The 22,358-nt window shown below is 59.6% G+C and carries 26 protein-coding genes and 1 pseudogene; 16 read left to right on the plus strand and 11 right to left on the minus strand.

Annotated elements, in window-relative coordinates; genetic code table 11:
• Positions 1 to 175: 175 nt before the first annotated feature.
• Both H4W29_RS01560 and H4W29_RS01565 read left to right on the plus strand, forming a co-directional pair.
• Entirely contained in the window at positions 176 to 847 is a 672-nt protein-coding gene (locus H4W29_RS01560; protein WP_192727392.1) for a response regulator transcription factor, read from the plus strand.
• Positions 847 to 2,178, plus strand: coding sequence for a sensor histidine kinase (locus tag H4W29_RS01565; RefSeq protein WP_192727393.1), 1,332 nt, complete (start codon positions 847 to 849; stop codon positions 2,176 to 2,178). The genes H4W29_RS01560 and H4W29_RS01565 overlap by 1 nt, the downstream gene beginning before the upstream one ends.
• Before the next feature lie 140 nt (positions 2,179 to 2,318).
• Here H4W29_RS01565 and H4W29_RS01570 read toward each other — a convergent pair whose 3' ends face one another.
• The 3 genes from H4W29_RS01570 to msrC all read right to left on the minus strand — a co-directional run bounded on the left by H4W29_RS01570 (position 2,319) and on the right by msrC (position 4,370).
• A complete protein-coding gene (locus H4W29_RS01570) occupies positions 2,319 to 3,308 on the minus strand; it encodes a potassium channel beta subunit family protein (protein WP_192727394.1) in 990 nt (329 codons plus the stop codon).
• Between the two features lie 198 nt (positions 3,309 to 3,506).
• Positions 3,507 to 3,698 carry a hypothetical protein gene (locus tag H4W29_RS34270; RefSeq protein WP_246517091.1) on the minus strand — a complete coding sequence of 64 codons (192 nt, stop codon included), beginning with the start codon at positions 3,696 to 3,698 and terminating at the stop codon, positions 3,507 to 3,509.
• A gap of 183 nt (positions 3,699 to 3,881) precedes the next feature.
• Complete coding sequence (msrC, locus tag H4W29_RS01575) at positions 3,882 to 4,370, minus strand: free L-methionine (R)-S-oxide reductase MsrC (protein ID WP_192730650.1); 489 nt, start codon at positions 4,368 to 4,370, stop codon at positions 3,882 to 3,884.
• A gap of 117 nt (positions 4,371 to 4,487) precedes the next feature.
• On the opposite strand from msrC, the gene H4W29_RS01580 reads away from it, so the two are divergent.
• Positions 4,488 to 4,907, plus strand: a complete 420-nt coding sequence (locus H4W29_RS01580; protein ID WP_192727395.1) for an NUDIX hydrolase — start codon at positions 4,488 to 4,490, stop codon at positions 4,905 to 4,907.
• A 97-nt stretch (positions 4,908 to 5,004) separates the two neighbouring features.
• Positions 5,005 to 5,610: a carboxymuconolactone decarboxylase family protein gene (locus H4W29_RS01585; RefSeq protein WP_192727396.1), complete on the plus strand. Its 606-nt coding sequence runs from the start codon at positions 5,005 to 5,007 to the stop codon at positions 5,608 to 5,610.
• 30 nt (positions 5,611 to 5,640) lie between these two features.
• Here the strand turns inward: H4W29_RS01585 and H4W29_RS01590 are convergent, their stop codons facing one another.
• A complete protein-coding gene (locus H4W29_RS01590) occupies positions 5,641 to 6,570 on the minus strand; it encodes an alpha/beta hydrolase (RefSeq protein ID WP_192730651.1) in 930 nt (309 codons plus the stop codon).
• Positions 6,571 to 6,842: 272 nt separating this feature from the next.
• Between H4W29_RS01590 and H4W29_RS01595 the strand changes: the two genes are divergently transcribed.
• Positions 6,843 to 7,265, plus strand: coding sequence for a lipocalin-like domain-containing protein (locus H4W29_RS01595; RefSeq protein WP_246517092.1), 423 nt, complete (start codon positions 6,843 to 6,845; stop codon positions 7,263 to 7,265).
• Positions 7,266 to 7,268: 3 nt separating this feature from the next.
• On the opposite strand, the gene H4W29_RS01600 is transcribed toward H4W29_RS01595, so the two are convergent.
• Positions 7,269 to 8,156 carry a LysR family transcriptional regulator gene (locus tag H4W29_RS01600; RefSeq protein ID WP_192727397.1) on the minus strand — a complete coding sequence of 296 codons (888 nt, stop codon included), beginning with the start codon at positions 8,154 to 8,156 and terminating at the stop codon, positions 7,269 to 7,271.
• A gap of 125 nt (positions 8,157 to 8,281) precedes the next feature.
• Here H4W29_RS01600 and H4W29_RS01605 point away from each other — a divergent pair, with 125 nt between their 5' ends.
• Entirely contained in the window at positions 8,282 to 9,121 is an 840-nt protein-coding gene (locus tag H4W29_RS01605; protein ID WP_192727398.1) for an oxidoreductase, read from the plus strand.
• A gap of 153 nt (positions 9,122 to 9,274) precedes the next feature.
• Positions 9,275 to 10,285 (plus strand): ketopantoate reductase family protein, encoded by a 1,011-nt coding sequence (locus H4W29_RS01610; protein WP_192727399.1) that lies wholly within the window; start codon positions 9,275 to 9,277, stop codon positions 10,283 to 10,285.
• A gap of 12 nt (positions 10,286 to 10,297) precedes the next feature.
• On the opposite strand, the gene H4W29_RS01615 is transcribed toward H4W29_RS01610, so the two are convergent.
• Positions 10,298 to 11,347: a trypsin-like serine peptidase gene (locus tag H4W29_RS01615; protein WP_192727400.1), complete on the minus strand. Its 1,050-nt coding sequence runs from the start codon at positions 11,345 to 11,347 to the stop codon at positions 10,298 to 10,300.
• A gap of 233 nt (positions 11,348 to 11,580) precedes the next feature.
• On the opposite strand from H4W29_RS01615, the gene H4W29_RS01620 reads away from it, so the two are divergent.
• The 5 genes from H4W29_RS01620 (at position 11,581) to H4W29_RS01640 (ending at position 13,682) form a co-directional block, all read left to right on the plus strand.
• Positions 11,581 to 11,730, plus strand: coding sequence for a hypothetical protein (locus H4W29_RS01620; protein ID WP_192730814.1), 150 nt, complete (start codon positions 11,581 to 11,583; stop codon positions 11,728 to 11,730).
• Positions 11,731 to 11,739: 9 nt separating this feature from the next.
• On the plus strand, positions 11,740 to 12,660 hold the full coding sequence (gene dapA / locus H4W29_RS01625) for a 4-hydroxy-tetrahydrodipicolinate synthase (protein WP_192727401.1): 921 nt from the start codon (positions 11,740 to 11,742) through the stop codon (positions 12,658 to 12,660).
• 122 nt (positions 12,661 to 12,782) lie between these two features.
• Entirely contained in the window at positions 12,783 to 12,968 is a 186-nt protein-coding gene (locus H4W29_RS01630) for a hypothetical protein (protein ID WP_192727402.1), read from the plus strand.
• A 23-nt stretch (positions 12,969 to 12,991) separates the two neighbouring features.
• A complete protein-coding gene (locus H4W29_RS01635) occupies positions 12,992 to 13,255 on the plus strand; it encodes a hypothetical protein (protein WP_192727403.1) in 264 nt (87 codons plus the stop codon).
• Positions 13,256 to 13,379: 124 nt separating this feature from the next.
• Positions 13,380 to 13,682 (plus strand): DUF1883 domain-containing protein, encoded by a 303-nt coding sequence (locus H4W29_RS01640; protein WP_113324635.1) that lies wholly within the window; start codon positions 13,380 to 13,382, stop codon positions 13,680 to 13,682.
• A gap of 18 nt (positions 13,683 to 13,700) precedes the next feature.
• Here H4W29_RS01640 and H4W29_RS01645 read toward each other — a convergent pair whose 3' ends face one another.
• Both H4W29_RS01645 and H4W29_RS01650 read right to left on the minus strand, forming a co-directional pair.
• Positions 13,701 to 15,017, minus strand: coding sequence for a replication-associated recombination protein A (locus H4W29_RS01645; protein ID WP_192727404.1), 1,317 nt, complete (start codon positions 15,015 to 15,017; stop codon positions 13,701 to 13,703).
• A complete protein-coding gene (locus tag H4W29_RS01650; RefSeq protein ID WP_192727405.1) occupies positions 15,014 to 16,414 on the minus strand; it encodes a DegQ family serine endoprotease in 1,401 nt (466 codons plus the stop codon). Before H4W29_RS01650 ends, H4W29_RS01645 begins: the two co-directional genes overlap by 4 nt.
• 277 nt (positions 16,415 to 16,691) lie before the next feature.
• Between H4W29_RS01650 and H4W29_RS01655 the strand changes: the two genes are divergently transcribed.
• Positions 16,692 to 17,042 (plus strand): lysozyme inhibitor LprI family protein, encoded by a 351-nt coding sequence (locus H4W29_RS01655; RefSeq protein ID WP_192727406.1) that lies wholly within the window; start codon positions 16,692 to 16,694, stop codon positions 17,040 to 17,042.
• A gap of 6 nt (positions 17,043 to 17,048) precedes the next feature.
• Here the strand turns inward: H4W29_RS01655 and H4W29_RS01660 are convergent, their stop codons facing one another.
• Positions 17,049 to 17,507 carry a MarR family winged helix-turn-helix transcriptional regulator gene (locus H4W29_RS01660; RefSeq protein WP_192727407.1) on the minus strand — a complete coding sequence of 153 codons (459 nt, stop codon included), beginning with the start codon at positions 17,505 to 17,507 and terminating at the stop codon, positions 17,049 to 17,051.
• A 75-nt stretch (positions 17,508 to 17,582) separates the two neighbouring features.
• Here H4W29_RS01660 and H4W29_RS01665 point away from each other — a divergent pair, with 75 nt between their 5' ends.
• Positions 17,583 to 17,987 (plus strand): GFA family protein, encoded by a 405-nt coding sequence (locus H4W29_RS01665; RefSeq protein WP_183730019.1) that lies wholly within the window; start codon positions 17,583 to 17,585, stop codon positions 17,985 to 17,987.
• 59 nt (positions 17,988 to 18,046) lie between these two features.
• Here the strand turns inward: H4W29_RS01665 and ilvD are convergent, their stop codons facing one another.
• The gene (gene ilvD, locus H4W29_RS01670) at positions 18,047 to 19,885 is read right to left on the minus strand and encodes a dihydroxy-acid dehydratase (protein WP_192727408.1); all 1,839 of its coding nucleotides are present in this window, start codon (positions 19,883 to 19,885) and stop codon (positions 18,047 to 18,049) included.
• Between the two features lie 319 nt (positions 19,886 to 20,204).
• On the opposite strand from ilvD, the gene msrP reads away from it, so the two are divergent.
• Complete coding sequence (msrP, locus tag H4W29_RS01675) at positions 20,205 to 21,152, plus strand: protein-methionine-sulfoxide reductase catalytic subunit MsrP (protein ID WP_192727409.1); 948 nt, start codon at positions 20,205 to 20,207, stop codon at positions 21,150 to 21,152.
• On the plus strand, positions 21,152 to 21,814 hold the full coding sequence (gene msrQ, locus H4W29_RS01680; protein ID WP_192727410.1) for a protein-methionine-sulfoxide reductase heme-binding subunit MsrQ: 663 nt from the start codon (positions 21,152 to 21,154) through the stop codon (positions 21,812 to 21,814). The genes msrP and msrQ overlap by 1 nt, the downstream gene beginning before the upstream one ends.
• A gap of 7 nt (positions 21,815 to 21,821) precedes the next feature.
• Here the strand turns inward: msrQ and H4W29_RS01685 are convergent.
• Positions 21,822 to 22,236 (minus strand): annotated as a pseudogene (locus tag H4W29_RS01685) (ribosomal maturation YjgA family protein).
• Positions 22,237 to 22,358 lie beyond the last annotated feature (122 nt).

Raw genomic sequence — 22,358 nt, forward strand, 5'->3', positions numbered from 1 at the left:
CAGCCGCATGGCGTACCACGATGCAAATTTTCAAAGACATACTGAATGACGAGCGAAGCCGCTTCGTCCCCTTATCCAACTCGCAGCGACCCATACTTCCCTCATTCGAAACGCCCCCGCCGTAATCCTGTCGCAATGGTCGTCGTGAACATAGGATCGGAAAGGTGGGCAAGACATGAAGATCCTGTTGGTCGAAGACGAGGCAAGGCTGGCGGAAGCGGTTGCGGCCTCGCTCACTAAGAAGGGCATCGCGGTGGACCACACCGCTCTTCTTGGGGATGCAATCGAACTGGCTCGACAACAGACCTACGATGCCATCGTACTCGACAGGCGCTTGCCGGACGGCGACGGCATCACATTCATCCCTTGGCTACGAAGCTCAGGCGTCGTAACGCCGATCATCGTGCTGACCGCCAGAAACGAACCAAAGGAAAGAGTAGCTGGCCTGGACCTCGGTGCCGACGACTATCTGGGCAAGCCGTTTCTGATGGAGGAGCTTTTCGCCCGGTTGCGCGCGGTATTGCGACGCCCGTCTGCCTTGGCGGAGCCGTCCATAGTCGCAGGGCGGATGATCGTGGATCCGATCCGGATGGACGTCATGGTTGGCGAACTGCAGCTCGACCTGCCTCGTCGAGAGCTGATGGTGCTCGTTACCCTCGCGAAGCGAAAAGGTAAGACCGTCCTCAGATCGGCGCTGGAAGCCGAAATCTACAATTACGAGGAGACAATCCAATCCAACGCGCTGGATGCTCATGTCTCGCGACTGAGAAAACGCCTGGCTGACGCGGACGCCGGCGTGTCCATCCACAACATCCGCGGGGTCGGATATCTGCTGAAGGAACTTTGATGCGATTTCCGAATACGTCGCTGTGGTGGAGACTGAACTGGCAGCTCAGCCTGCTATTCGTCGGCACCACGGCATCGGTGATCGTCGGCCTGTGCATCTACGGGGTGATGATCCTTTCTCCGAACGTCAGTATGGAGCACCGGCTTCTGAACGCCCTGGAAGGGTCTCTGAGCTACGAACCCGGACGAGGGCTTCGCATCGAAGACAGCGAACAGCTGACAGCACTGAAGAATGATACTCCCAATCTCTTTTTCTACGCCGCAGCCCCAGACGGAACGGCAGTGGCATATGGAACTATTCCACCTGCATACATACAGCTCACCAAGTTCGTGCCGCTTATCAAGGACGCCGACATTCGTGGCACGGGGGCAAGCACCCCTGTACCGGCTTCAGTCGACGACATCGAGATCGATACGACCGAGATCCGGGTGCTTTATGGCGGTCGCAACGGAAACGAGTCGATATTCCTTACGATGCTTGGTGGCACATACAAGATCTACGTGCCCCTGCTTGCAGTTACCTTACCCGCCCTCTTCTTCGCCGTGCCGCGACTGGTCAGGCGTTCGCTCTCAGGGTTGAGCGACGTCGTTCGGAAAGCGCCGGAGATCGACCCGCGCCAGCCAGGATCCCGGCTGCCAGTGGATCGGGTTCCGAGCGAGGTCGTCCCGCTCATACATGCGTTCAATTCCATCCTGGAGCGCCTCGAGCAGCAGTTCGCAGCCAGAGAACGTTTCCTGATCGATGCCGCACACGAGCTCCGCACGCCGATCGCCGTCATGCAGACACGTATCGATACGACCCTGGAAGGAAACACTCGCGACATCATGATGGATGACATCGGGCGTCTGCGGGAGACGGCGGAGCAATTGCTCGACTTCGAGCGGAGCGAGCAGTCGCCGGAGCAGTTTGAACAAGTCGATCTGGTGGAAGTCGCAAGGAACGTCGTCGCCGACCAAGCCCCGCTTGCCATCAGAAATGGATATGAGATCTCGTTCGACAGTGACGTCGACGAGCTTTATCGCCTGGTAAGTCCGTCGGCGATGTCACGCGCCATAGGCAACCTTGTGCGCAATGCGATCGACCATGGCGGAAATACCGGCATGATATCGGTTCGCGTGTCCGAACGCGGAGGAATCTCGGTCTCGGATGAAGGGCCCGGAATTCCGGCAGCGCATCGAGACCTCGTGTTCGAACCATTTTATAGGGTCACTCCGCGAAGCACGGGTGCCGGCCTCGGATTGAGCATCGTGAAGCAGATCGTGAGCCGTCACCGCGGGAGCATAACTCTCGAAGGCAATCCGACAGGAACGACAGTGACCATCCGCCTGTGACAGATACAGCGGTCAGCTCCTCGCTCTGACGAGTGGTCGATGAAGCGCAGCAAAAATGAAATGGCCGAACCAAAAGGTCCGGCCATTTTGTATTGGAAAAAAGATAAGATCAAAGATGCTCGATCTGGCTTTGGCCCTGCCTAGAAGCGACGCGGTGCTTCCGGTTTGTTTCCTACGATGCTGTCGATCCGATCCAGCACGTCGGCCGTCAGCTTGCTCTTGTGCGAGAGGGCAGCAAGATTGTCCTGTAGCTGGCTTGCGCGCGAGGCGCCGAGGATGACGGTCGAGACGTGCTTGTTGGCGAGGCACCAGAGAAGGGCGAGATGGGTGATCGAGAGGCCGATCTCGTTTGAGAGCCTGGCGAGCTGGCGAACCTGTTCGAGCTGGGCGCGGCCGGTATCGGTCGACCATTTCTCCTTCAACCATTCGTAGCCGGGCAGGTTCATGCGGCTGTCGGCCGGTACGCCGTCATTGTATTTGCCGGTAAGCACGCCCGAGGCGAGCGGCGACCAGATGGTGGTGCCGAGGCCGATCAGGTCATAGAGAGGAAGGTAATCGGCTTCGACCTTCTGGCGTTCGAAGATGTTGTACTGCGGCTGCTCCATGGTTGGCGGCGTGATGCGCAGATCGCGGGCGACAGCATAGGCTTCCGTCAGTTGCTGGGCAGACCATTCCGACGTTCCCCAGTAAAGCACCTTGCCCTGGGCCACGAGATCGTGCATCGCGCGGACCGTTTCCTCGATCGGAGTGTCAATATCCGGGCGGTGGCAGAAGTAGAGGTCGAGATAGTCGACCTGAAGCCGCTTGAGAGCTGCGTGGCAGGCGTCCGTCACATGCTTGCGCGACAGGCCGCGTTGCGTCGGCTTCTGACCACCCCAAAAAACCTTGCTCGAGACGACGTAGCTGTCGCGGCTCCAGGCGAGCGATTTCAGCGCTTCGCCCATGACGATTTCTGACTTGCCGCTCTCATAACCCTCGGCATTGTCAAAGAAATTGATCCCGCTGTCATAGGCGAGCTTCATGAGATCGACGGCGTCGCCACCATCGACCTGCTTACCGAAAGTGACCCACGATCCGAAAGAGAACTCGCTCACCTTCAGACCCGACTTTCCCAAACGACGATATTCCATCACATATCTCCCAAAACTTATAAAATCTGCCGCCCCAAAATTGAGGCCGGCTTCGGACAATCAGGCAATGACTGATTTCGTGTAACCTATCTTATTGTCAATAATATGCGAGGCCTCGCAGTCACAAAGTCCTGCGGCCTATTGCATCACTTTTTTCCGTGGGCCTATTCGGGCCTGCGGGACAAACCGCGCCTATCGCTAGTAGCTGCAAGGGCGATCGTTGCCAAATCCGCCGAGGCACGCCGGTCGGAGCCCAAAGTCGGTGCTTTGGGGCCCATAGCCAATAGAGCCGGTTTGTATCGAACTATCCGAGCTTGTCGTGCAGGATGAACTGATGACAGCCGCGATGAGAGCTGATCCTATGATCAGCAGTTTTCGAAATTGGGACATTTTGATCTACCCCCATGCCGATAATCGGCGACACCGGACGCAATGCATGTCGGTGTCGGCTAAGGAAATAGGCCGGGCCGGGGTTCCGAGAACAGCACTATCGATCAAGATTTCGTCATTTGCGCAGTCTGCTGAAATCGACCGTCCAACCTTCCGGCGACGGATCGTCGCCACACCGGTCAGTCAGAATCGGGTTGCCGCAGCAAAGATTTCCGCCAGGCGCTCGATGCCAGCCTGGTCTTCGACATCGAAACGGGCGGGAAGCGGGCTGTCGAGGTCGATGACGCCGACGATCTCTTCGCCGTTTCTGATGGGAACGACGAGTTCGGATCGGGATGCGGCGTCGCAGGCGATATGGCCGGGAAACGCATGAACATCTGCCACAAGGATCGACGCGCCTTCCTTGACGGCCGTGCCGCATACGCCGCGGCCGACGGGGATGCGCACACAGGCCGGCTTGCCCTGGAACGGGCCGAGTACGAGCTCCTCACCCTTGAGCAGGTAGAAGCCTGCCCAGTTGAGATCGGGCATCATCTGGTACACCAGGGCCGAAGTGTTGGCGGCGTTGGCGATCATGTCCGGCTCGCCTTCGAGCAAGCCATGTAGCTGCTGGGCAAGCTCCCGGTAGAACTCGGCCTTGTTATTCATTTCGATCGGCGCCGCCTGGAACATTGTCGCATCCACTTCCTGTTTCCGAGCCGCTGATATAGGCGTTCAGGCAGGTTTTGACAAACGGCCGATCAGGATACGGCAGTTGAATCGCGGCAGCGAATCCGTTCAGATTTCCACATGATGAAGACGATCAGAATATCGGCTGCGCTGTTGTTGCGGGCCAATGGCGACACGCTTCTGGTGCGCAAGCGCGGCACGGCGGCCTTCATGCAGCCGGGCGGCAAGATCGAGCCCGGAGAGACAGCCGAGGAAGCCCTGACACGAGAACTCTCAGAGGAGATCGGCGTCACTGCGACGTCTGCGGAGCTCGAATTCCTGGGTCAGTTTCAGGCGACGGCTGCCAACGAACCGGATCATGTGGTCATCGCCGAGGTCTTCCTGCTGCATGTGAAGGATGACGATATCAAAGCAACGGCGGAGATCGAGGAGGTCCTCTGGGTATCGCCGTCTGAACCTGGCGAGATCATCATGGCGCCGCTGACGGAACACCATATCCTGCCATTCTACCGCCATCGGCGGAGCCAGGCGGCCGGCTGAGGCGTCAGGCATCCGTTTTGCGGAAAGCGATCGGCGGGCAGATTGATGTCGCCGGATGCCGCTCTATTCTCCCAAAGGATCAAGGGAGGATCGTGCCATGGCCTTCATTCGTACCCCCGATGCATCCGCCAGCGAGAAGACGGCTTCGATGTACGCTTCGGCCGAAGCGAGCTACGGCTATCTGCCGAATATGTACCGCGCCTTCGGCTACCGGCCCGAAGTGATGGAGCACTGGGGAACGCTGCTTGCCAGCATTCGCGGTCATATGAGCCAGCGGCGCTATGAGTTGGTCACGCTGGCGGCAGCCAGGGAGCTCAAGTCGTCCTACTGCATGTTGGCCCATGGTTCGGTGCTGCTGCGCGACGGCTTTACCAATGACAGTCTTTCGGCGGTGGCGGGTGGCAGCGAAAAGGCGCCTATCGATGCCATCGAGCGGGCAATCATGAATTTTGCCACCAAGGTGGCGCGCGACGCGACCTCGGTGACGCAACAGGATATCGATGGTCTGAAACGGCACGGGCTCAGCGACGCCGAGGTCTTCGACGTTACAGCGGCAGCGGCCGCGCGCTGCTTCTTCTCCAAGATGCTGGATGCGCTGGGTGCCGCACCCGATCACGCCTATGCCGAGCGGCTCGATCCCAAGCTTCGTCAGAATCTCGCCATCGGGCGGCCGATCGAAGGGCTGAATTCGAACCACTCGTAGGAGCTCAGATCGCGCGATCTTGGATTGGCCTTACTGTGCGGGCGGGTCTGCAAAATGCGTAATCGCGAATTCGGCGATCCTCTGGCCGGCCTTGTCGGCATCATCGAGCACAGATGGGAAAAGCTGCCAGTGATGCGGCATTCCCGGCCAGACCTCGGCCGTCACGTCGACGCCGGCCTTTTGCGCCTTGTCGGCAAGCCGCAGCGTGTCGTCGAGCAGCAGTTCACCGGAACCGACCTGCAGCAGCAAGGGCGGAAAACCGGCGAGGTTGGCGTAAAGCGGAGAAATGTCGGGATCCGTCGGGGAATTGTTGCCGAGATAGGCCTTGCGCAGCGTATCCAGCGCATCCTTGTCCAGCACTCGATCGTTGGCCGCGTTCGCTGTGACCGATGCACCCGAAGCGGAAAGATCGGTGATGGGACTGAGCGCCACGACGGCAGCCGGCAGCGGCTGGCGGGAACGCATCTGCCGCAGCACGGCCTCAAGCGCGAGATTGCCGCCGGCACCATCGCCCATCACCACGATATTTCCGTTGCTGTAGCCGCTGTCGAGCAGATAGCGATAGGCGGTCAGCGCGTCATTGACTTGTGCCGGATAGCCATATTCCGGCGCCAGCCGGTAATCGATGAGCAGCACATCGCTTGACGCGGCCTTGGCAAGCGAGCCGGCGAGCAGGCTGTGACTACGGATGGAGCCACCGTAGAAGCCGCCGCCATGGATGAAAAGGATCACGCGCCGGCCGATCGGATGATGAAGGCGCGCAGGCCAGATAAGTTCGGCATCGACCCCATCGGCATCGACATGCCGGATCTGGATGCGTGTCGGCTCCGGCAGCGATTCCATGAAAACGCGGAAAGCAGTACGGCGGTCGCGCAGACTTACGGCGCCCTTGAAATGTTCCTGCCAGCGAGAAAGCAGTTTTTCGACCTGCTCATGCGAGGCAGGCGTCTGTGCCGGCATGTCCCGCGCCACCTTTTCCTGAGCGGCCGCTGGGACGGCAAATAGAACCGCAGCCGCAAAGGCCGACAGCATTGTCCGACGACATTCCACTTTCCACCAATTGCCAGCGGAAAAAACCGGCTTTCTCATTCGCCCCTCCGGCGCTGCTCTTCCTTCGTGCGGCGCATCTTCACCACTTCGCCACCGAGAGTCAAAAGGGAGTTTTGACTGATCGCATAGGTTCGTAGTCCGTATTTTTAGTTGTGCTAAAATACGTTGAGGAGGGGAAGATCTTGGACAGAACCGCCCTGCTCGGGACGTGGCGTATGATCTCGTGGACGCGAACCGTGGTTGCGACGGGAGAAGTCAGCGACGCCATGGGCGCCGATCCCATTGGATATATCGCCTATCATGCCGATGGCCGGATGATGGCCTTCGTTACCAACCGACGCAGGCCGAGACCCAACGGCAAAGCCCCCAACGATAATGAAAAGGCCGCACTTTTCGATACGATGCTGGCTTATACGGCTGCCTATACTCTGGAGGGCGACAAAGTGATCCATCATGTCGAGGCCGCCTGGAATCCGACATGGGAACGCCCCCTGATCCGCCCGCTGCATATCGAGGGCGACATACTCGTCATCAGCGATGCACACGGCACCGATCCCGTCACGGGAGAGGATGTCATCTATAGGTTGGAGTTCCGCAAGCTCTAAGGCTCAATCGCCTCTGATGGCTTCGATCACCGTTCGGAAGCCTGCCGAAATATGCCGCCGGCTGGGATAGTAGAGATAAAGCGGCTCCTCCGGCTGGCACCATTCGTCCAGTACCTGGATAAGCTGGCCGCTTGCGATCAGCGGCGCGACCCTGCCCTCCCAGACATAGGCGAGTGCCACGCCACTCAAGGCAGCCGCTGTCATCAATTCGTGGTCGTCGAGCGAAAGCGGGCCGGTCGGGTGGAAAGTGATGGCCTGGCCGCCCCTTTCAAAGTCCCAGGGGTAACGCGCGCCCGAGGGAAACATGTTCTGGATGCAGATATGGCGCTTCAGATCATGCGGGGTATCAGGCTTCGTCCGGGTTTCGAAATAGGCGGGAGAGCCGACGACGACGAGGCGCGTGCGCGGCTTGATGCGCACGGCGATCATGCCCTCCGTGACACGTTCGCCGAAGCGAATGCCGGCATCGAAGCCCTCCTCGACGATATCCACCAGCCGGTCCGTTGCCGCGATCTCGAGCTGCAGATTGGGGTTCTTCATCAGGAGCGGCCCGATGACCTGGCCGACGACGAAGGGAGCAATGGAATTGCCGACATTGATACGAACGCGACCGAAGGGGGTATCCCGGAAACGATTCAGCGCATCGAGTGCGGAATTGATCTCGCCGAAGGCCGGATCGAGATGGGAGCGAAGCAGTTCACCGGCCTCCGTCAGCGAGACGCTGCGGGTCGTGCGGTTTAGCAAGCGGATGCCGATGCGATCCTCCAGATTAAGGACGGCGTGACTGATCGCGGAGGCGGTGACACCCCTCTCCTCTCCCGCCTTGCGGAAACTCTTGTGCCTGGCGACAGCGGCGAAGGCTGCCATTTCGGAAAGTTCGGTCGCTCTCATTGCTGAATTTTACTCATCATAGTCTCTCAAATAACAAATCTTATACATGAGCCGAATTTGCGTCAAATTCCTCTCCGTCAGCAGCACACTGCTGAAACAAACAGTCTCAAGGAAAGGGAATTGCTATGAAAGTCTGGTTTATCACGGGTGCATCGCGTGGTTTCGGCGCGCTGATGACCAAAGACGCTCTTGCTGCCGGCGACGCTGTCATTGCCACCGCCCGCAACCCTGGGAACATCACCGAACAGTTCGGCGATCATCCGAACCTGCTTGCCGTCGCTCTCGACGTCACCAATGAAGGTCAGGCCAAAGAGGCCGCCGCTGCTGCCGTTGCCCGCTTCGGCCGCATCGACATCCTCGCCAACAATGCCGGTTACGGCCTGCTCGGCGCAGTGGAGGAAGCAACGGCAGAGGAGATCGAGAAGATCTACGCCACCAACGTCTTCGGCCTCCTGAAGGTCACACGCGCCGTGCTGCCCTATATGCGCCGCCAGCGCTCGGGCCATATCCTGAACTTCTCCTCGATCGGCGGCTATTACGGCTTTCCTGGCTGGGGCGTGTACGGCTCGACGAAGTTCGCCGTCGAAGGCCTTTCGGAATCGCTGGCGACCGAAGTCGAACCGTTCGGCATCAAGGTCACGATCATCGAGCCCGGCTTCTTCCGCACCGACTTCCTGCATGACAACTCACTGGCGATCAGCCCGGCTTCCATCCCCGATTATGTCGGCACTCCGGCTGGCAACATGCGCGACTTTGCAGCGAGCGCCAACCACGCTCAGCCGGGCGACCCGGCCAAGCTCACCGCCGGCATTATCGAAATGGTGAACGCCGCCAACCCGCCGCTGCGCATGCCTTTCGGCAGCGATACGGTCGCCAAGATCGAAGAGGAACATGCCAGCGTGGAAAAGGAGCTGGCCCAGTGGCGCAAACTCGCCGTCTCCACGGATTTCGAACGGACCGCCTGAGAAGGCTTGGCTTTCCCATTGCAACGAGCGCGCCCTCCGGCGCGCTTCATTCATTTCGGCGTGAAGATCGTCGCATCGGCAGGATTTTCACTCGCGCTGGCGCTGCGATGACCTAAATCTACGGGCGTCATCACGAATGCGGAAAGGCAAGGCATGACTATCAAATCCATTTGCATCTATGGAGCTGGCGCACTCGGAGGCGCGATCGCCGTCAAGCTGGCAAGCCGATTCGGCAATGACGTGACCGTCTCGGTCGTCGCGCGGGGTGCGCATCTCGAGGCGATCCGTGAAGGCGGCCTTTCACTTCATGAAGCCGATGCCGACAGGCCGATCAATGTACGGATCACCGCAACGGACGATCCGACGACGCTACCACCGCAAGACCTTATCATCACCGGCCTCAAGGGCCATCAGCTCGGCCCGGCAGCGGAGGGCATGGCAGCGCTGCTGAAGGACGGCACACGCGTGGTCATGGTGCTCAACGGTATTCCCTGGTGGTATTTCCATCGCGACACGCAAAGCGGCCATGCCGAGCTGCAACTCGATGAGCTCGATCCCGGCGGCAAGCTATGGCGACTGGTTGGCCCGGAAAGGGTGATCGGCTGCGTGGCGCTGCAGGGCGCCGAAGTCGTCAATCCCGGTGAGATCCGCCTTTCCAATGTTGGTCGCTTCGTACTTGGCGAACCCTCGGGCGAGATGTCGGCCGATCTCGAAACCGTTGCCGGCCTCTTTGCCAGGGCAGGCCTCAATGTTTCGACCACGCCGCGCATTCGCGACGAGATCTGGAGCAAGCTGACAGGCAATGCGGCCTTCAACCCGATCAGCGCGCTGACACGGGCCCTGATGACCGACATCATGGCCGATCCTGCGCTTTTTGACATGGTTGGGAAGATCATGAACGAAGTGCGCGCGGTCGGCAGTGCGCTTGGAGCAAAATTCAGCATAACTATCGAGGAGAGACTGCAACAATCGCGTCACATCGGCCCGGTGCGCACCTCGATGCTGCAGGATCTGCTGGCCGGCAAGGCACTGGAAATCGTGCCGCTCGTCGGCATGGTCGTCGCGCTAGGGCGCACGGCGAACGTGCCGACGCCCGTGTCGGAGGTGATATTGGCGCTGGTGACGCAACTCGACAAGGAAAACCAGCGGAGCGCGACGCGCTGATTGCCGCTTTTTCTACAGCAGGTCCGACGGATTAAAGCGTATACCGAAGCGTGCTTTTTCGCCGGACCACGAGTGGATGCCAATCACCTCCCCGGTCACGAAGGAGACCAGCGGGGCGCCGGCCGAGCCGATATCGCCGTCACAACGATAGGCAATAACGGACTCCTCGTCGATTTCGCTAATGCTGCATTCGTCATCCACAGAGGCGCTGAATTCGGCAGCATCTCCCTTGAGGAACGGCATAATCAGCCGGTCGCCGATAACAGGCGCCTCCGCGCGAATCTTTAGGACCTGTTTTCCCTGGACTGGAGATGACAGCGTCAAAAGGGCAATCCGATGATCGGACGAGCCCTTGCCGCGCAAAGCGACATTCACGACCTGCGGTTCGACGGCCCCAGCGGGGGCAATGCCCTGCAGCCTGATATCACTGAGCTTCGGCGAACCCGCGGATAATTCGCCCGGCACGCAATAACCGATCGTGGCTATCGTCCTGTCGTTGACAAGGAAGCCGGTGCATTTCTGCCATTCGCGAATACTCTGCCGTGTCATGATGACAACAAGCGAATTTCCCGCGTTCTGGACGCGCTTCAGAACGCCGCCGTCCAATACGTTGTTGCCACCGAAGGAGCGCCAATTGTCGGCGGACGCTGTCGTCGGCACTGTTTGCGGAGCCAGGGCCGGGTTCTTCTTCAAATAGGCGGAGACCGGGCCGCTGTAGTTGGGAATGAGGCCGGATTCGACCAGAAAATTCAGGTTGGCAATCCTGCCGGCACTATCGGGTACTTCCAGGTATTTCTTGATAAGCTCCGACTGCAGCTTCTCTCTTTCCAGGCCGATAGTGTTCTCGTTGGAATAATAACTGGCAACAGAGTTCACCACTATCGTCACGATGCCGCCCAGTATTGCCAGCGCCAGCGGAGATTTTATGAAGTTGAATCGTTCGCGCATCATCTCTGCACGCGAAGTGAGCTTCTTGACCTCCAATTCCCTTTCGAATTTCTCCCGTTCGAATTCGAAAAGCTCACGCTTGGATGGCTCTTCCGCCTCCTTGACGTCGCTCATGATGCTTCCCCCTCGCAGTATGAATGCGTCCCCTGCAACCAATGTATTATAGTTCGAGAACTATGCAATCAGGTGACGATCTACGAATCTACTGACATGCGCCTTCGCGAGCAGCCGCTTATCTCCCCTTTATGCAATTCCTATATCTTCGATCTCCACACCGAATGGATTTCCTATCGGAGGTGGCAGTAGCCTTTGCCACAACAGCAAAGGTTACCGCCATGCGAGATGCCATGTCCCCTCAACAATATCTGCCGCTTCGCCCGCACCGCATCACACGCGGCAATCGGCAGATGCGCGAGAAGCGCACGGCCCAGGCGTTGACGATCTTCGGCATCGTGCTCGCCTGCGTGGAACTCTACATAATCCTCGGCTCGCTCTGAGGCCCCATCATGAACAGCAAAGGAAGATTGCGCCCGGGTGGCGCGATCACCGCGCTCGTCACACCGTTCCGTAACGGGGAAGTCGACGGCGCAGCATTGGAAGCTCTTGTTGAATGGCAGGTGCTGAGCGGCGTCGACGGACTCGCCGTCTGCACGGCGGCGGGTGAAGGACTGAGCCTCTCACCGCAGGAACGCCGCATGGTGCTTGACATCTGCATCCGGGCCGCGGCGGACCGTATTCCGGTGATCGCCGCGGCCGGAACCAATTGCACCGAAAGCACGATCACCCTGATACGGGATGCGGAGGAATGCGGCGCCCGCGCAGTGCTTGTCACCGTGCCATATTATTCCAAGCCGGGGCAGAAGGGCATTCTCCATCACTTCCAGCAAATCGCCGCGGCAAGTAATCTGCCCGTTCTGATCGAGAACGCGCCGGCTCGCACGGCGAGTGACCTGACGGTGGAAACGCTGGAGCGGCTTGCCGAACTCGACGCGATCGTTGCCATCGTCGATGCGACCGGTGATATTGCCCGCTTCGCCAACATGCCGCCGGCGCTGCGACACCGGTTCCGTTTTCTGTCAGGCCATGACGGCACGGCGCTTTCCTTTCATCTGGCGGGTGGTGACGGCATCGTATCGGCGGCTGCCAATATCCTCCCGCGCCTCGTCACCTCGCTGCAGCAGGCGGCTTATGGGAGCTACATATCCGCAGCGCTTGCGCTCAGCGACAGGCTGCATCCACTCCTCACGGCGCTGGGTTCGGAGAGTGATCCTGCCCGGCTGAAATACGCCCTGCAGGTGCTGCGCGGCACAGAGGCCGATCTTCGCCTGCCACTCGTACCGGCCGAAGCGGAAAGCCGCTCTTCGATTGTAGCCGCGCTTTCTCCTTTTGTCGGCGGCAGTGCTCAGCGTATGACGCTATCCCTATGAGATTTTAATGTTTTCGCTTCGGGTGCCAAATGGAAACCCTATCCGCCGGCATCTATCTTGATGAGCGTGACACCGCCGCGGCTACCAAACGGCGGTTGAGTTAGACTTCGAAAGGACAAACGATGTCACGCCTGACTGATACGCATGCCAAGACTGACCCGCTGCAACGTGGTGAACGTGCCCCTGCGGCTGCGGTCGATCCTTCCCATCCGCTGTTTGCCGGCCTGGTGGCTGTTGCACCGCGGCTCGGCGCCGTAATGGCTTTCGCCGGGCTCGTGCAGATGAGCTTCCACCTGATTTCCCAGTAAGCGCCGGACAGAGGATTACGACTATGGCAAATGCACAGCAACGCCGGCAGATTTCGGCTCCCCTCACCAATCGTCCGGCTCGCTTTACCGTCGGTCGCGACAAGGGCGGCCGCTGGATCGTCCAGGATCGCGAGGGGCTTGTCGGCGGTCTCTTCATCAATGAAGCCGCGGCCCTCCATTTCGCAGCGGAAGAGTGCAACCACAATCCTAATGAGATCTGCCGTGCCGCAACGGGCATAGTGCTCGATTTTGCACCTCTTATGCGCGGCACCGGCAATATCCACTAAATACTGCGCCGTTCCTGCCATTTTGAAACAGCAGGAACGGCCCCAGGCCCCGGATTTCCAACTTTTCTTTAACTGCCACCCTGATAGAGTCCCGCATGCAGAGACTATTTGTGCCGCGAGACCAATGCCGAAACCGAACTTCCGCTTCACCCATTACGATATCAAGGAACAGCGCGCCGGAACGATCGTCGAGGTGTCTCTGAGCGCCGTGAACAATGTCCGGCTGATGACGGCTCCGAACTTCCAGCGGTTCACCGAAGTGCTCGATTTCAAATATATCGGCGGTATCGCGCGCAAATCTCCGGTCAGGCTCGCCATTCCCGAGAGCGGCCACTGGCATATCGTCGTCGACATGGAAGGCCATCACGGACTGGCGGATTCTTCCGTCAAGCTGATTACCGCTCCGGCTGCGCAGAAGCGCGCCTGAGATCAGCGCTACCCGATCTCAGCGCGGATTGCGTTCCTTGCGGAGTTTTGCCCACCAGTCCAGCCGCTTGCGGATCTCGCGCTCGAAACCGCGTTCCGGCGGATCGTAAAAAGTCTGGCGGCCCATCTTTTCGGGAAAATAATCCTGGCCTGAGAAGGCATCCGGCTCATCGTGGTCGTAGCGGTAGCCTTCGCCATATCCCTCGCCCTTCATCAGCTTCGTGGGTGCGTTGAGGATATGCTTGGGCGGCAGGAGCGAACCGTTCTGCTTGGCGGCGATCGTAGCCGCCTTGAAGGCGGTATAGACGGCATTGGATTTCGGGGCGGTCGCAAGATAGACGCAGGCTTGCGCGAACGCCAGCTCGCCTTCCGGCGAACCGAGATAGTCATAGGCATCCTTGGCGGCATTGCAGATTACCAGCGCCTGCGGATCGGCAAGCCCGATATCTTCCACCGCCATACGCACCAACCGCCGGCCAAGATAGAGCGGATCCTCGCCGGCATCGAACATCCGGGCGAGATAATAGAGGGCGGCGTCGGGATCGGAGCCGCGGACGGACTTGTGAAGCGCAGAGATCAGATTGTAATGGCCGTCCTGCGCCTTGTCGTAGACGGGTGCCCGCCGCTGGACGATGCGTGTCAGGCCTTCTGTGTCGAAAGTCTCGCCCTCGCGAGCGGCGCGCCAGACTTCTTCAGCCAGCGTCAGCACCGCGCGGCCGTCGCCATCAGCCATGCGGATCAGGCTGGCGCGCGCATCCTCGGTCAGCGGCAGTGGCCTGCCTTCAACCGTCTCGGCGCGTTGCAGCAATTCCTCCAGGCTTTCCTCATCGTGCGACTTGAAGGTCAGCACGCGGGCGCGCGACAGAAGAGCGGCGTTGAGCTCGAATGACGGGTTTTCCGTCGTTGCGCCGACGAGGATGACGGTGCCATCCTCCATGACCGGCAGGAAACTGTCCTGCTGGGCGCGGTTGAAGCGATGGATCTCGTCGACGAAAAGCAGCGTCTGGCGGCCGTCCATGCGGCGCATTCGAGCGGCCTCGAAAACCTTCTTCAGATCGGCAACGCCGGAGAAGATCGCCGAGATCTGCTCGAATGCCAGACCCGCCTCGCCCGACAGAAGCCTCGCCACCGTCGTCTTACCGGTGCCGGGCGGCCCCCAGAAAATCATGGAGCCGAGAGAGCCGCTCTCGATCATTCGGCGCAGAACGCCGTCTTCACCGGTCAGATGTTCCTGACCGGTGACTTCGCCAAGCGTCTTCGGCCGCAGGCGATCGGCAAGCGGCCGCCGGCTGGCGACCTCTTCCGGAACACGCGGCGCGAAGAGATCATCACTCATCGGAAGAACTGCCTGATGCGCTGACCATCACGCTCGATCTCGACCCGCCAGAGGCTGGGATCGGAATCGGCGATCTCCTGCAGGTCGCGGCTGCTTTTCACTTCGGCTCCATTGATGGAAACGATGATATCCTTCGGCTCGAATCCGAGCCGGGAAGCAGGGGATCCGCCCTCGACGTCGGAGATGACCACACCCGTCGAATCGAGCGGCATCCTCAGCTCATCGGCCACACGCGGTGAAAGGTTTTCCACGACCGCACCGGTAAAGGGTGTGTGACCGCCGATCGTGCGCTGATCGCGAGGCTGGGTTTCGGGTGCGCGGGCAAGGGCAAGCGTTATCTGCTGCTCGCGCCCGTTCTCCATGACCGACAGGTTAACCGACCTGCCAAGGCCGGCAGTCGTCAATCGATAGAGAAGCGCATCAGGATGTTCGACGGAGACGCCATCGACGGCGGTGATGACCTCGCCCGCCTTGAGGCCGGCCTTGGCCGCCGGGCTATCCGCACTGACCTTGGCGATCAGTGCGCCGCGTGCCTTGTCGAGGCCGAGCGCATCGGCAACCTCAGAGGTCACCGGATCGAAGCTCGCACCGATATAGGGCCGCTCGAAGGATTTGACGCCGGCATCGGCCGAGGCGAGGAAGACTTTGACGAGATTGGCGGGAATGGCAAAGCCGATACCGTTCGACCCACCACCGCGCGAGAAGATCGCGGTATTGATGCCGATCAGCTCGCCCTTCATGTTCATCAACGCGCCGCCGGAATTGCCGGGATTGATCGAGGCATCCGTCTGGATGAAGAAGCCGAACTCGTTCTTGACGACCTGGTTGCGGGCCAGCGCGGAAACAATGCCGCTGGTGACGGTCTGGCCGACGCCGAAGGGATTGCCGATCGCCAGCACGAGATCACCCACTTCCACTCCATCGGAATTGCCGATCGGCAGTGCCGGGAAATCAGCCTTGCCGTCGATCTTCAACACCGCGAGATCGACGCGGTCGTCCCGCAGAATGACCTTGCAGGGGAATTCGCGACCGTCTGACAGTGCCACCTTGATGTCGTCGGCACCCTCGACGACATGATTGTTGGTCACGACGGTACCGTTCGCCTCCACGATGACGCCGGAGCCGAGCGAAGACTGCTTTTCGGAGCGGTTCGGCATCTGCTGGCCGAAGAACTGCTCGAAAAAGGGATCGCCGGCAAAGGGCGACTGCCGCTGAATGGTCTTTTCAGCATAGACATTTACGACGGCGCCCGAGGTCTGCTTGACCAGCGGCGCGAAAGAAAGCTGCATCTGCATCTGGCTTTCCGGCACGGTCTTGGTCTGTGCTTCGGCGGCTGCCGGCATCAGAAGCGTCAATGCCAGAAGGGAAACGGAGGCGTGTTTGAACAGGCCTTGCATGGGAATCCTTTTGAAATGCTCTCACGAAAAATGTTGTAGCGCCCGACGCTAGAAAGGAAAGAGGGCGGAAGCATGGAAGATCGAGGCCACACGGATTTGGGAATCTGAATCAGGAAAATGAAACAGGTTACTGATATCTAAGTCCAAAAGCGGCGAGCAGTCACCGCATAGGGACATTGCCCTGGAAGCAGGCGTATGGGTTGATCCTTGCCTTGAACCGGACCCGCATCATCTTTGACGTCAGGCCGAAACAGAGTGTCCTGCAGCAGGAGAAATCATGAAAACCACCATTCCGTCAGCCGCAGCCTGCGCCGCGCTTCTCGTATTTGCCCCGTATGGCGTACAGGCGGCAAGCTTCAACTGCGATGCGAAGGAGTTGCAGCCGGATGAGAAGGTGATCTGTGAGAACCGGTCGCTCAACGATGCCGATGTGAAGATGGTGACGACCTTCGAGCTTCTGTCCGGCCTGCTCGCCATGGGTGCGCGCGGTACGCTTCAGGACGAGCAGACAGCCTGGCTGAAAAAGCGGCAGGCCTGCGGCGCGGATACCGCATGCATCGGTGCTGCCTATCAGGAACGGTTGAAGCAACTCGGCGAGACCTACAAGAACATCAATCGCCCCCTCTAAGGAGGTTCAGTCTTGATCTCCCCGGCGCTGGAAATCGACAATCATCTCGTTGATGAGGCTTGCGGCCTGGCGCAGCCGTTCCTCGCCATAGGTAGCGCCATGTTCATCTGCCCAGACGGCCTGGCGGGCGGAGATGTCGGCAAGCGCCCTCCTCCCCGCCTCGGTCAACTCCATCAGCTTGGCACGCTGGTGGACAGGGTTGGTCCGATAGGCAATCAGTCCCTCTCCTTCAAGAAGATCGGCGATGCGCTGCACGCCCTGGCGAGCAAGACCGAGCGCACGCGCCGTATCGGCAACCGACATCGGCGCGTGATCGGCCGCAGCGAGCACCTGCCAGCGCGCACTGGTCTGCCCGGCAGGTTTGGCGAGCGCATCGCCTTCAGCCTGCAAGTGTGCGGACAGGCGGATCACCGCGATGGAGAGGGCGGCGAAGGCATCACCATCAGGCGTACGTTTTCTCGTCATCTTGACAACATATTGTCATTCGTTAATAGTGACAATATGTTGTCATAGGATGCAGTAATCTGCAAGGAGGAGCATATGAAGAAGACCTATCACGGAAGCTGCCATTGCGGCCGGATCCGCTACGAGGCCGATATCGACATTCAGGCCGGAACCGGAAAGTGCAATTGCTCGATCTGCTGGAAGCGCCGCTACTGGGGCGCGAATATCAAGCCCGAGGATTTCCGCCTTCTGTGCGAAGAGACCGGCATCAGCGACTACCAGTTCGGCACCTTCTCCGGCCATCACCGCTTCTGCGCCAATTGCGGGGTGGCGGCCTATGGCGACGGCTATGTCGAGGCGGTCGGCGGCGCCTATGTCTCGATCAATCTCGCCTGCCTTGACGATCTCGATCCCGCCGAGCTTGCGGAAGCGCCGGTGCAATATTTCGACGGCAGGAACAACAGCTGGTGGAATGTGCCAACCGAAACGCGGCATCTCTGAAAACGCCACGACCCGCTGACTCTTAATCAGCGGGTCGTAGGTTTGAAATACTATACGTCTTATCGCGCGTTCAGATCGCGAACGGCGCCGCGATCGGCGCTGGTTGCGAAGGCCGCATAGGCCTTGAGCGCGGTCGAGACGTTGCGCTTGCGCGGCTCGGCCGGATGCCAGCCCTTCTGATCCTGCTCGGCGCGGCGGGTGACAAGTTCCGCATCGCTGACGCGCAAGCTGATCGTACGGTTCGGGATATCGATGTCGATCATATCGCCCTGGCGCACGAGACCGATGACGCCACCGTTGGCAGCTTCCGGCGACGCATGGCCGATCGAGAGACCGGAGGTGCCGCCGGAAAAGCGGCCGTCGGTGATCAGCGCGCAAGCCTTGCCGAGGCCCTTCGACTTCAGATAGCTCGTCGGATAGAGCATTTCCTGCATGCCGGGGCCGCCCTTCGGACCTTCGTAGCGGATGACGACGACATCACCGGCAACGACCTCGTTGCCGAGAATGCCCTTGACGGCGGCATCCTGGCTTTCGAAGACCTTGGCCGGGCCAGAGAATTTCAGGATCGATTCATCGACGCCGGCCGTCTTCACGATGCAGCCGTCGACCGCCAGATTGCCCTTGAGAACTGCAAGGCCTCCATCCTTGGAGAAAGGATGCTCGACCGAACGGATGACGCCGCCGACGCGGTCGGTATCGAGCTCGTCCCAGCGGGCTTCCTGGCTGAAGGCGACCTGTGTCGGGATGCCGCCGGGAGCCGCACGATAGAACTTGCGGACGGTCTCGCTGTTGGTGCGGGTAATATCCCAACGATCGATCGCATCACCCAGCGTTTCTGCATGAACCGTCGGGCAGTCGCGATTGAGGAGGCCACCCTTATCAAGCTCACCGAGGATCGACATGATGCCGCCAGCGCGATGAACGTCTTCCATATGAACGTCGGACTTGGCCGGCGCAACCTTGGAAAGACAGGGAACGCGGCGCGACAGCGCGTCGATGTCGGCCATTGTGAAATCCACCTCGCCCTCATGGGCGGCCGCCAAGATATGCAGAACGGTGTTGGTGGAGCCGCCCATGGCGATATCAAGCGCCATGGCATTCTCGAAAGCCTGCTTGGAGGCAATCACGCGCGGCAGTGTCTTCTCATCCTCCTGCTCGTAATAACGGCGAGCGAGATCGACGATCAGGTGGCCGGCTTCAACGAAGAGGCGCTTGCGGTCGGCGTGCGTTGCAAGCGTCGAGCCGTTGCCGGGCAGCGACAGACCAAGTGCTTCCGTCAGGCAGTTCATGGAGTTTGCGGTAAACATGCCGGAGCAAGAACCGCAGGTCGGACAGGCCGAACGCTCGATGACCTTGACGTCTTCATCGGAAATCTTGTCGTCGGCAGCAGCAACCATGGCGTCGACAAGATCGAGCGCATGCGTCTTGCCATGCAGGACAACCTTGCCGGCTTCCATCGGGCCGCCTGATACGAAGACCGTGGGTATGTTGAGGCGCAGCGAGGCCATCAGCATGCCGGGGGTGATCTTGTCGCAGTTGGAGATGCAGACCATGGCGTCGGCACAGTGCGCATTGACCATATATTCGACGCTGTCGGCGATCAGCTCGCGCGAAGGCAGCGAATAGAGCATGCCGTCATGGCCCATGGCGATGCCGTCATCGACGGCAATTGTGTTAAATTCCTTGGCGACACCGCCTGCCGCTTCGATTTCGCGGGCGACGAGCTGGCCGAGATCCTTGAGGTGCACGTGGCCGGGCACGAACTGCGTGAAGGAGTTGACCACAGCGATGATCGGCTTGCCGAAATCCGAATCCTTCATGCCCGTGGCGCGCCAAAGGCCGCGCGCCCCCGCCATGTTGCGGCCGTGGGTCGTGGTTCTGGAACGATAAGCTGGCATCGGTGTCTTCCTCAAGATCCAGGAATTGTCTGGCGATGCTGGGCGGCAAGGGATTTGCGAAGGCCAGGCAGTCGCTGCTTTTTGGAATTGTCCTAATCCAATCGGCCCAAGCTGTCACTACCGGGAATGCCCAAAGCGGTACGGGCGGCACCATCAGGCTTATACGGATGCCAGGACACTTTTGTTACGGTCTATTCCATCACGGACGAACACAAAAAATTGGCTTTTCGTCCCTAAGATTCAAGGCATACACACTGATCCGAAGCGCGCTATCTGCGTCTAAAGATTCACGGGTCGCCCCGCCCAGGAGGAATTCGATATGCCAGCCTATCGTCCGCCCAAAATCCGCTCCTCGGAGATCACGCCGCGCGAGGTGTACCTGAAGCGCCGGGAATTTCTCGGCGCTGCAACGTTTGGCGCGATGGCGCTCTACGGCGCCGGCAAGGCGAATGCGGCGGCGCTTACGACCGTCAAGAGCAAGTACACGGTCGATGACAAGCTGACGCCGATCAAGGACGTTACCACCTACAATAATTTCTACGAATTCGGCCTCGACAAGGGTGACCCCGCAGCACTTTCTGGCAAATTCAAGCCGCTGCCCTGGACGGTTAAGGTCGACGGCATGGTCAACAAGCCCGGCACCTTCGATATCGAGGCGCTGATGAAGGAATTCCCGATCGAGGAGCGTGTCTATCGCATGCGCTGCGTGGAAGCCTGGTCGATGGTCATTCCATGGGACGGCTTTCCGCTCGCCTCGCTTCTCGACAAGGTGGAGCCGCAGGGCAGCGCCAAATATGTTGCCTTCGAGACCGTGGTGCGCCCCGAGGAGATGCCCGGCCAGGCCGGCCTCTTCCAATCTCTGAACTGGCCCTATGTCGAGGGCCTGCGTATGGACGAGGCACGCCACCCGCTGACGCTGCTCGCCGTCGGGCTCTATGGCGAAACGCTGCCGAACCAGAATGGCGCGCCGGTGCGCCTCGTGGTGCCGTGGAAGTATGGTTTCAAGGGAATCAAGTCGATCGTCCGCATCACGCTTACCGATCAGCAGCCGAAGAATACCTGGCAGGTGACGAACCCGCAGGAATACGGCTTCTATGCCAACGTCAATCCTGCAGTCGACCATCCGCGCTGGAGCCAGGCGACCGAACGGCGCATCGGCGAAAGCGGTTTCTTCGGCGCCAACCGCCACCCCACCCTGCCCTTCAACGGCTATGGTGATGAAGTTGCCAGCCTGTATCAGGGCATGGATCTGAGAGTGAATTTCTGATGACGGCGCTTTCGCTCGCCATTCCGAAGCGCTGGCTGCCGGCCTCCGTCTGGCTGCTTTACGTCGTGGGTCTAGTCCCTGCTGCCTGGTATTTCTATCTCGGCGCGACGGATCAGCTCGGCGCCGATCCGGTAAAAACCTTCGAGCTTTTCCTGGGCATTTGGACCATTCGTTTCCTGATCCTGACGCTTGCCGTAACCCCTGCCCGCGATCTTCTCGGATGGAACTATCTGCGTTATCGCCGCGCGCTCGGTCTTCTGACCTTCTATTATGCGCTGATGCATTTCACCGTCTACATGGTGCTCGATCAGGCGCTGGATATCGCCGCTGTCATCGACGATGTAGTGAAGCGCCCCTTCATTATGTTCGGCATGGGTGCACTGGCGATGCTGGTGCCGCTCGCCATCACCTCCAACAACTTTTCGATCCGCAGGCTCGGCAAGAACTGGATCTGGCTACATCGCCTCATCTACATCATCGGCGCCTGTGCCGCGCTGCACTTCGCACTATCCACGAAGATCCTCGGCCTCGAACAATATATCTATGTCGGGCTGATCATCGCGCTGATCCTCTATCGCTCCTACAAACCGATCGGGCGGAGCCGGAAGAAGGGGCAAGGACGAGCACGTGGCGCCCGTGCCATGGCTTCATCGGCTCCGTAAAGCCGCGTTAAGGCCTCAAGGGCGATGATTGCCTGCGTGCAGGATCAAGCGCATAGGCGGCCGCTGTTCCGAAAGCGTATGCGACAATATTCCAGAGCGAGAATACCCGCCCAAGCAACAAGGCGCCTGCGGTCGTCAATCTGAAGGCATCGAGCCAGGGGGTGTGGCAGAGCCGGAAGAGCTCAACGCATATGGCGATAGCGAGTGCGATGGTGGCAATTCCTGCAGGCGGAATTCTTGCATTAAGGCCTCCAACAGCAAATGCCAGCAGGAAATACACCATCGATGCCCAAAGCAGCGAACCGCCATATTTGACGACGACGAAGGGCAGATCGATGGAGTAGCCGACGCCTGAGCAGCAGGCCGGAAATGATGATCAGGAATAGGGCCGCGAGGCGCTGCAACTGTTTGCCTTGAATCATTCCGCGCAATTGCAATCGACCACATGATCTCAACTGATTTGAACGCCTAATTGTGAAACGGCAAATTATCAAGCTGGTGCTGTCCTAGCGTAACCGAGCCTGATAGCTTCCTACTGCTTCGA

This window comes from Rhizobium viscosum (genome assembly GCF_014873945.1).
Classification (GTDB): Bacteria; Pseudomonadota; Alphaproteobacteria; order Rhizobiales; family Rhizobiaceae; genus Rhizobium; species Rhizobium viscosum.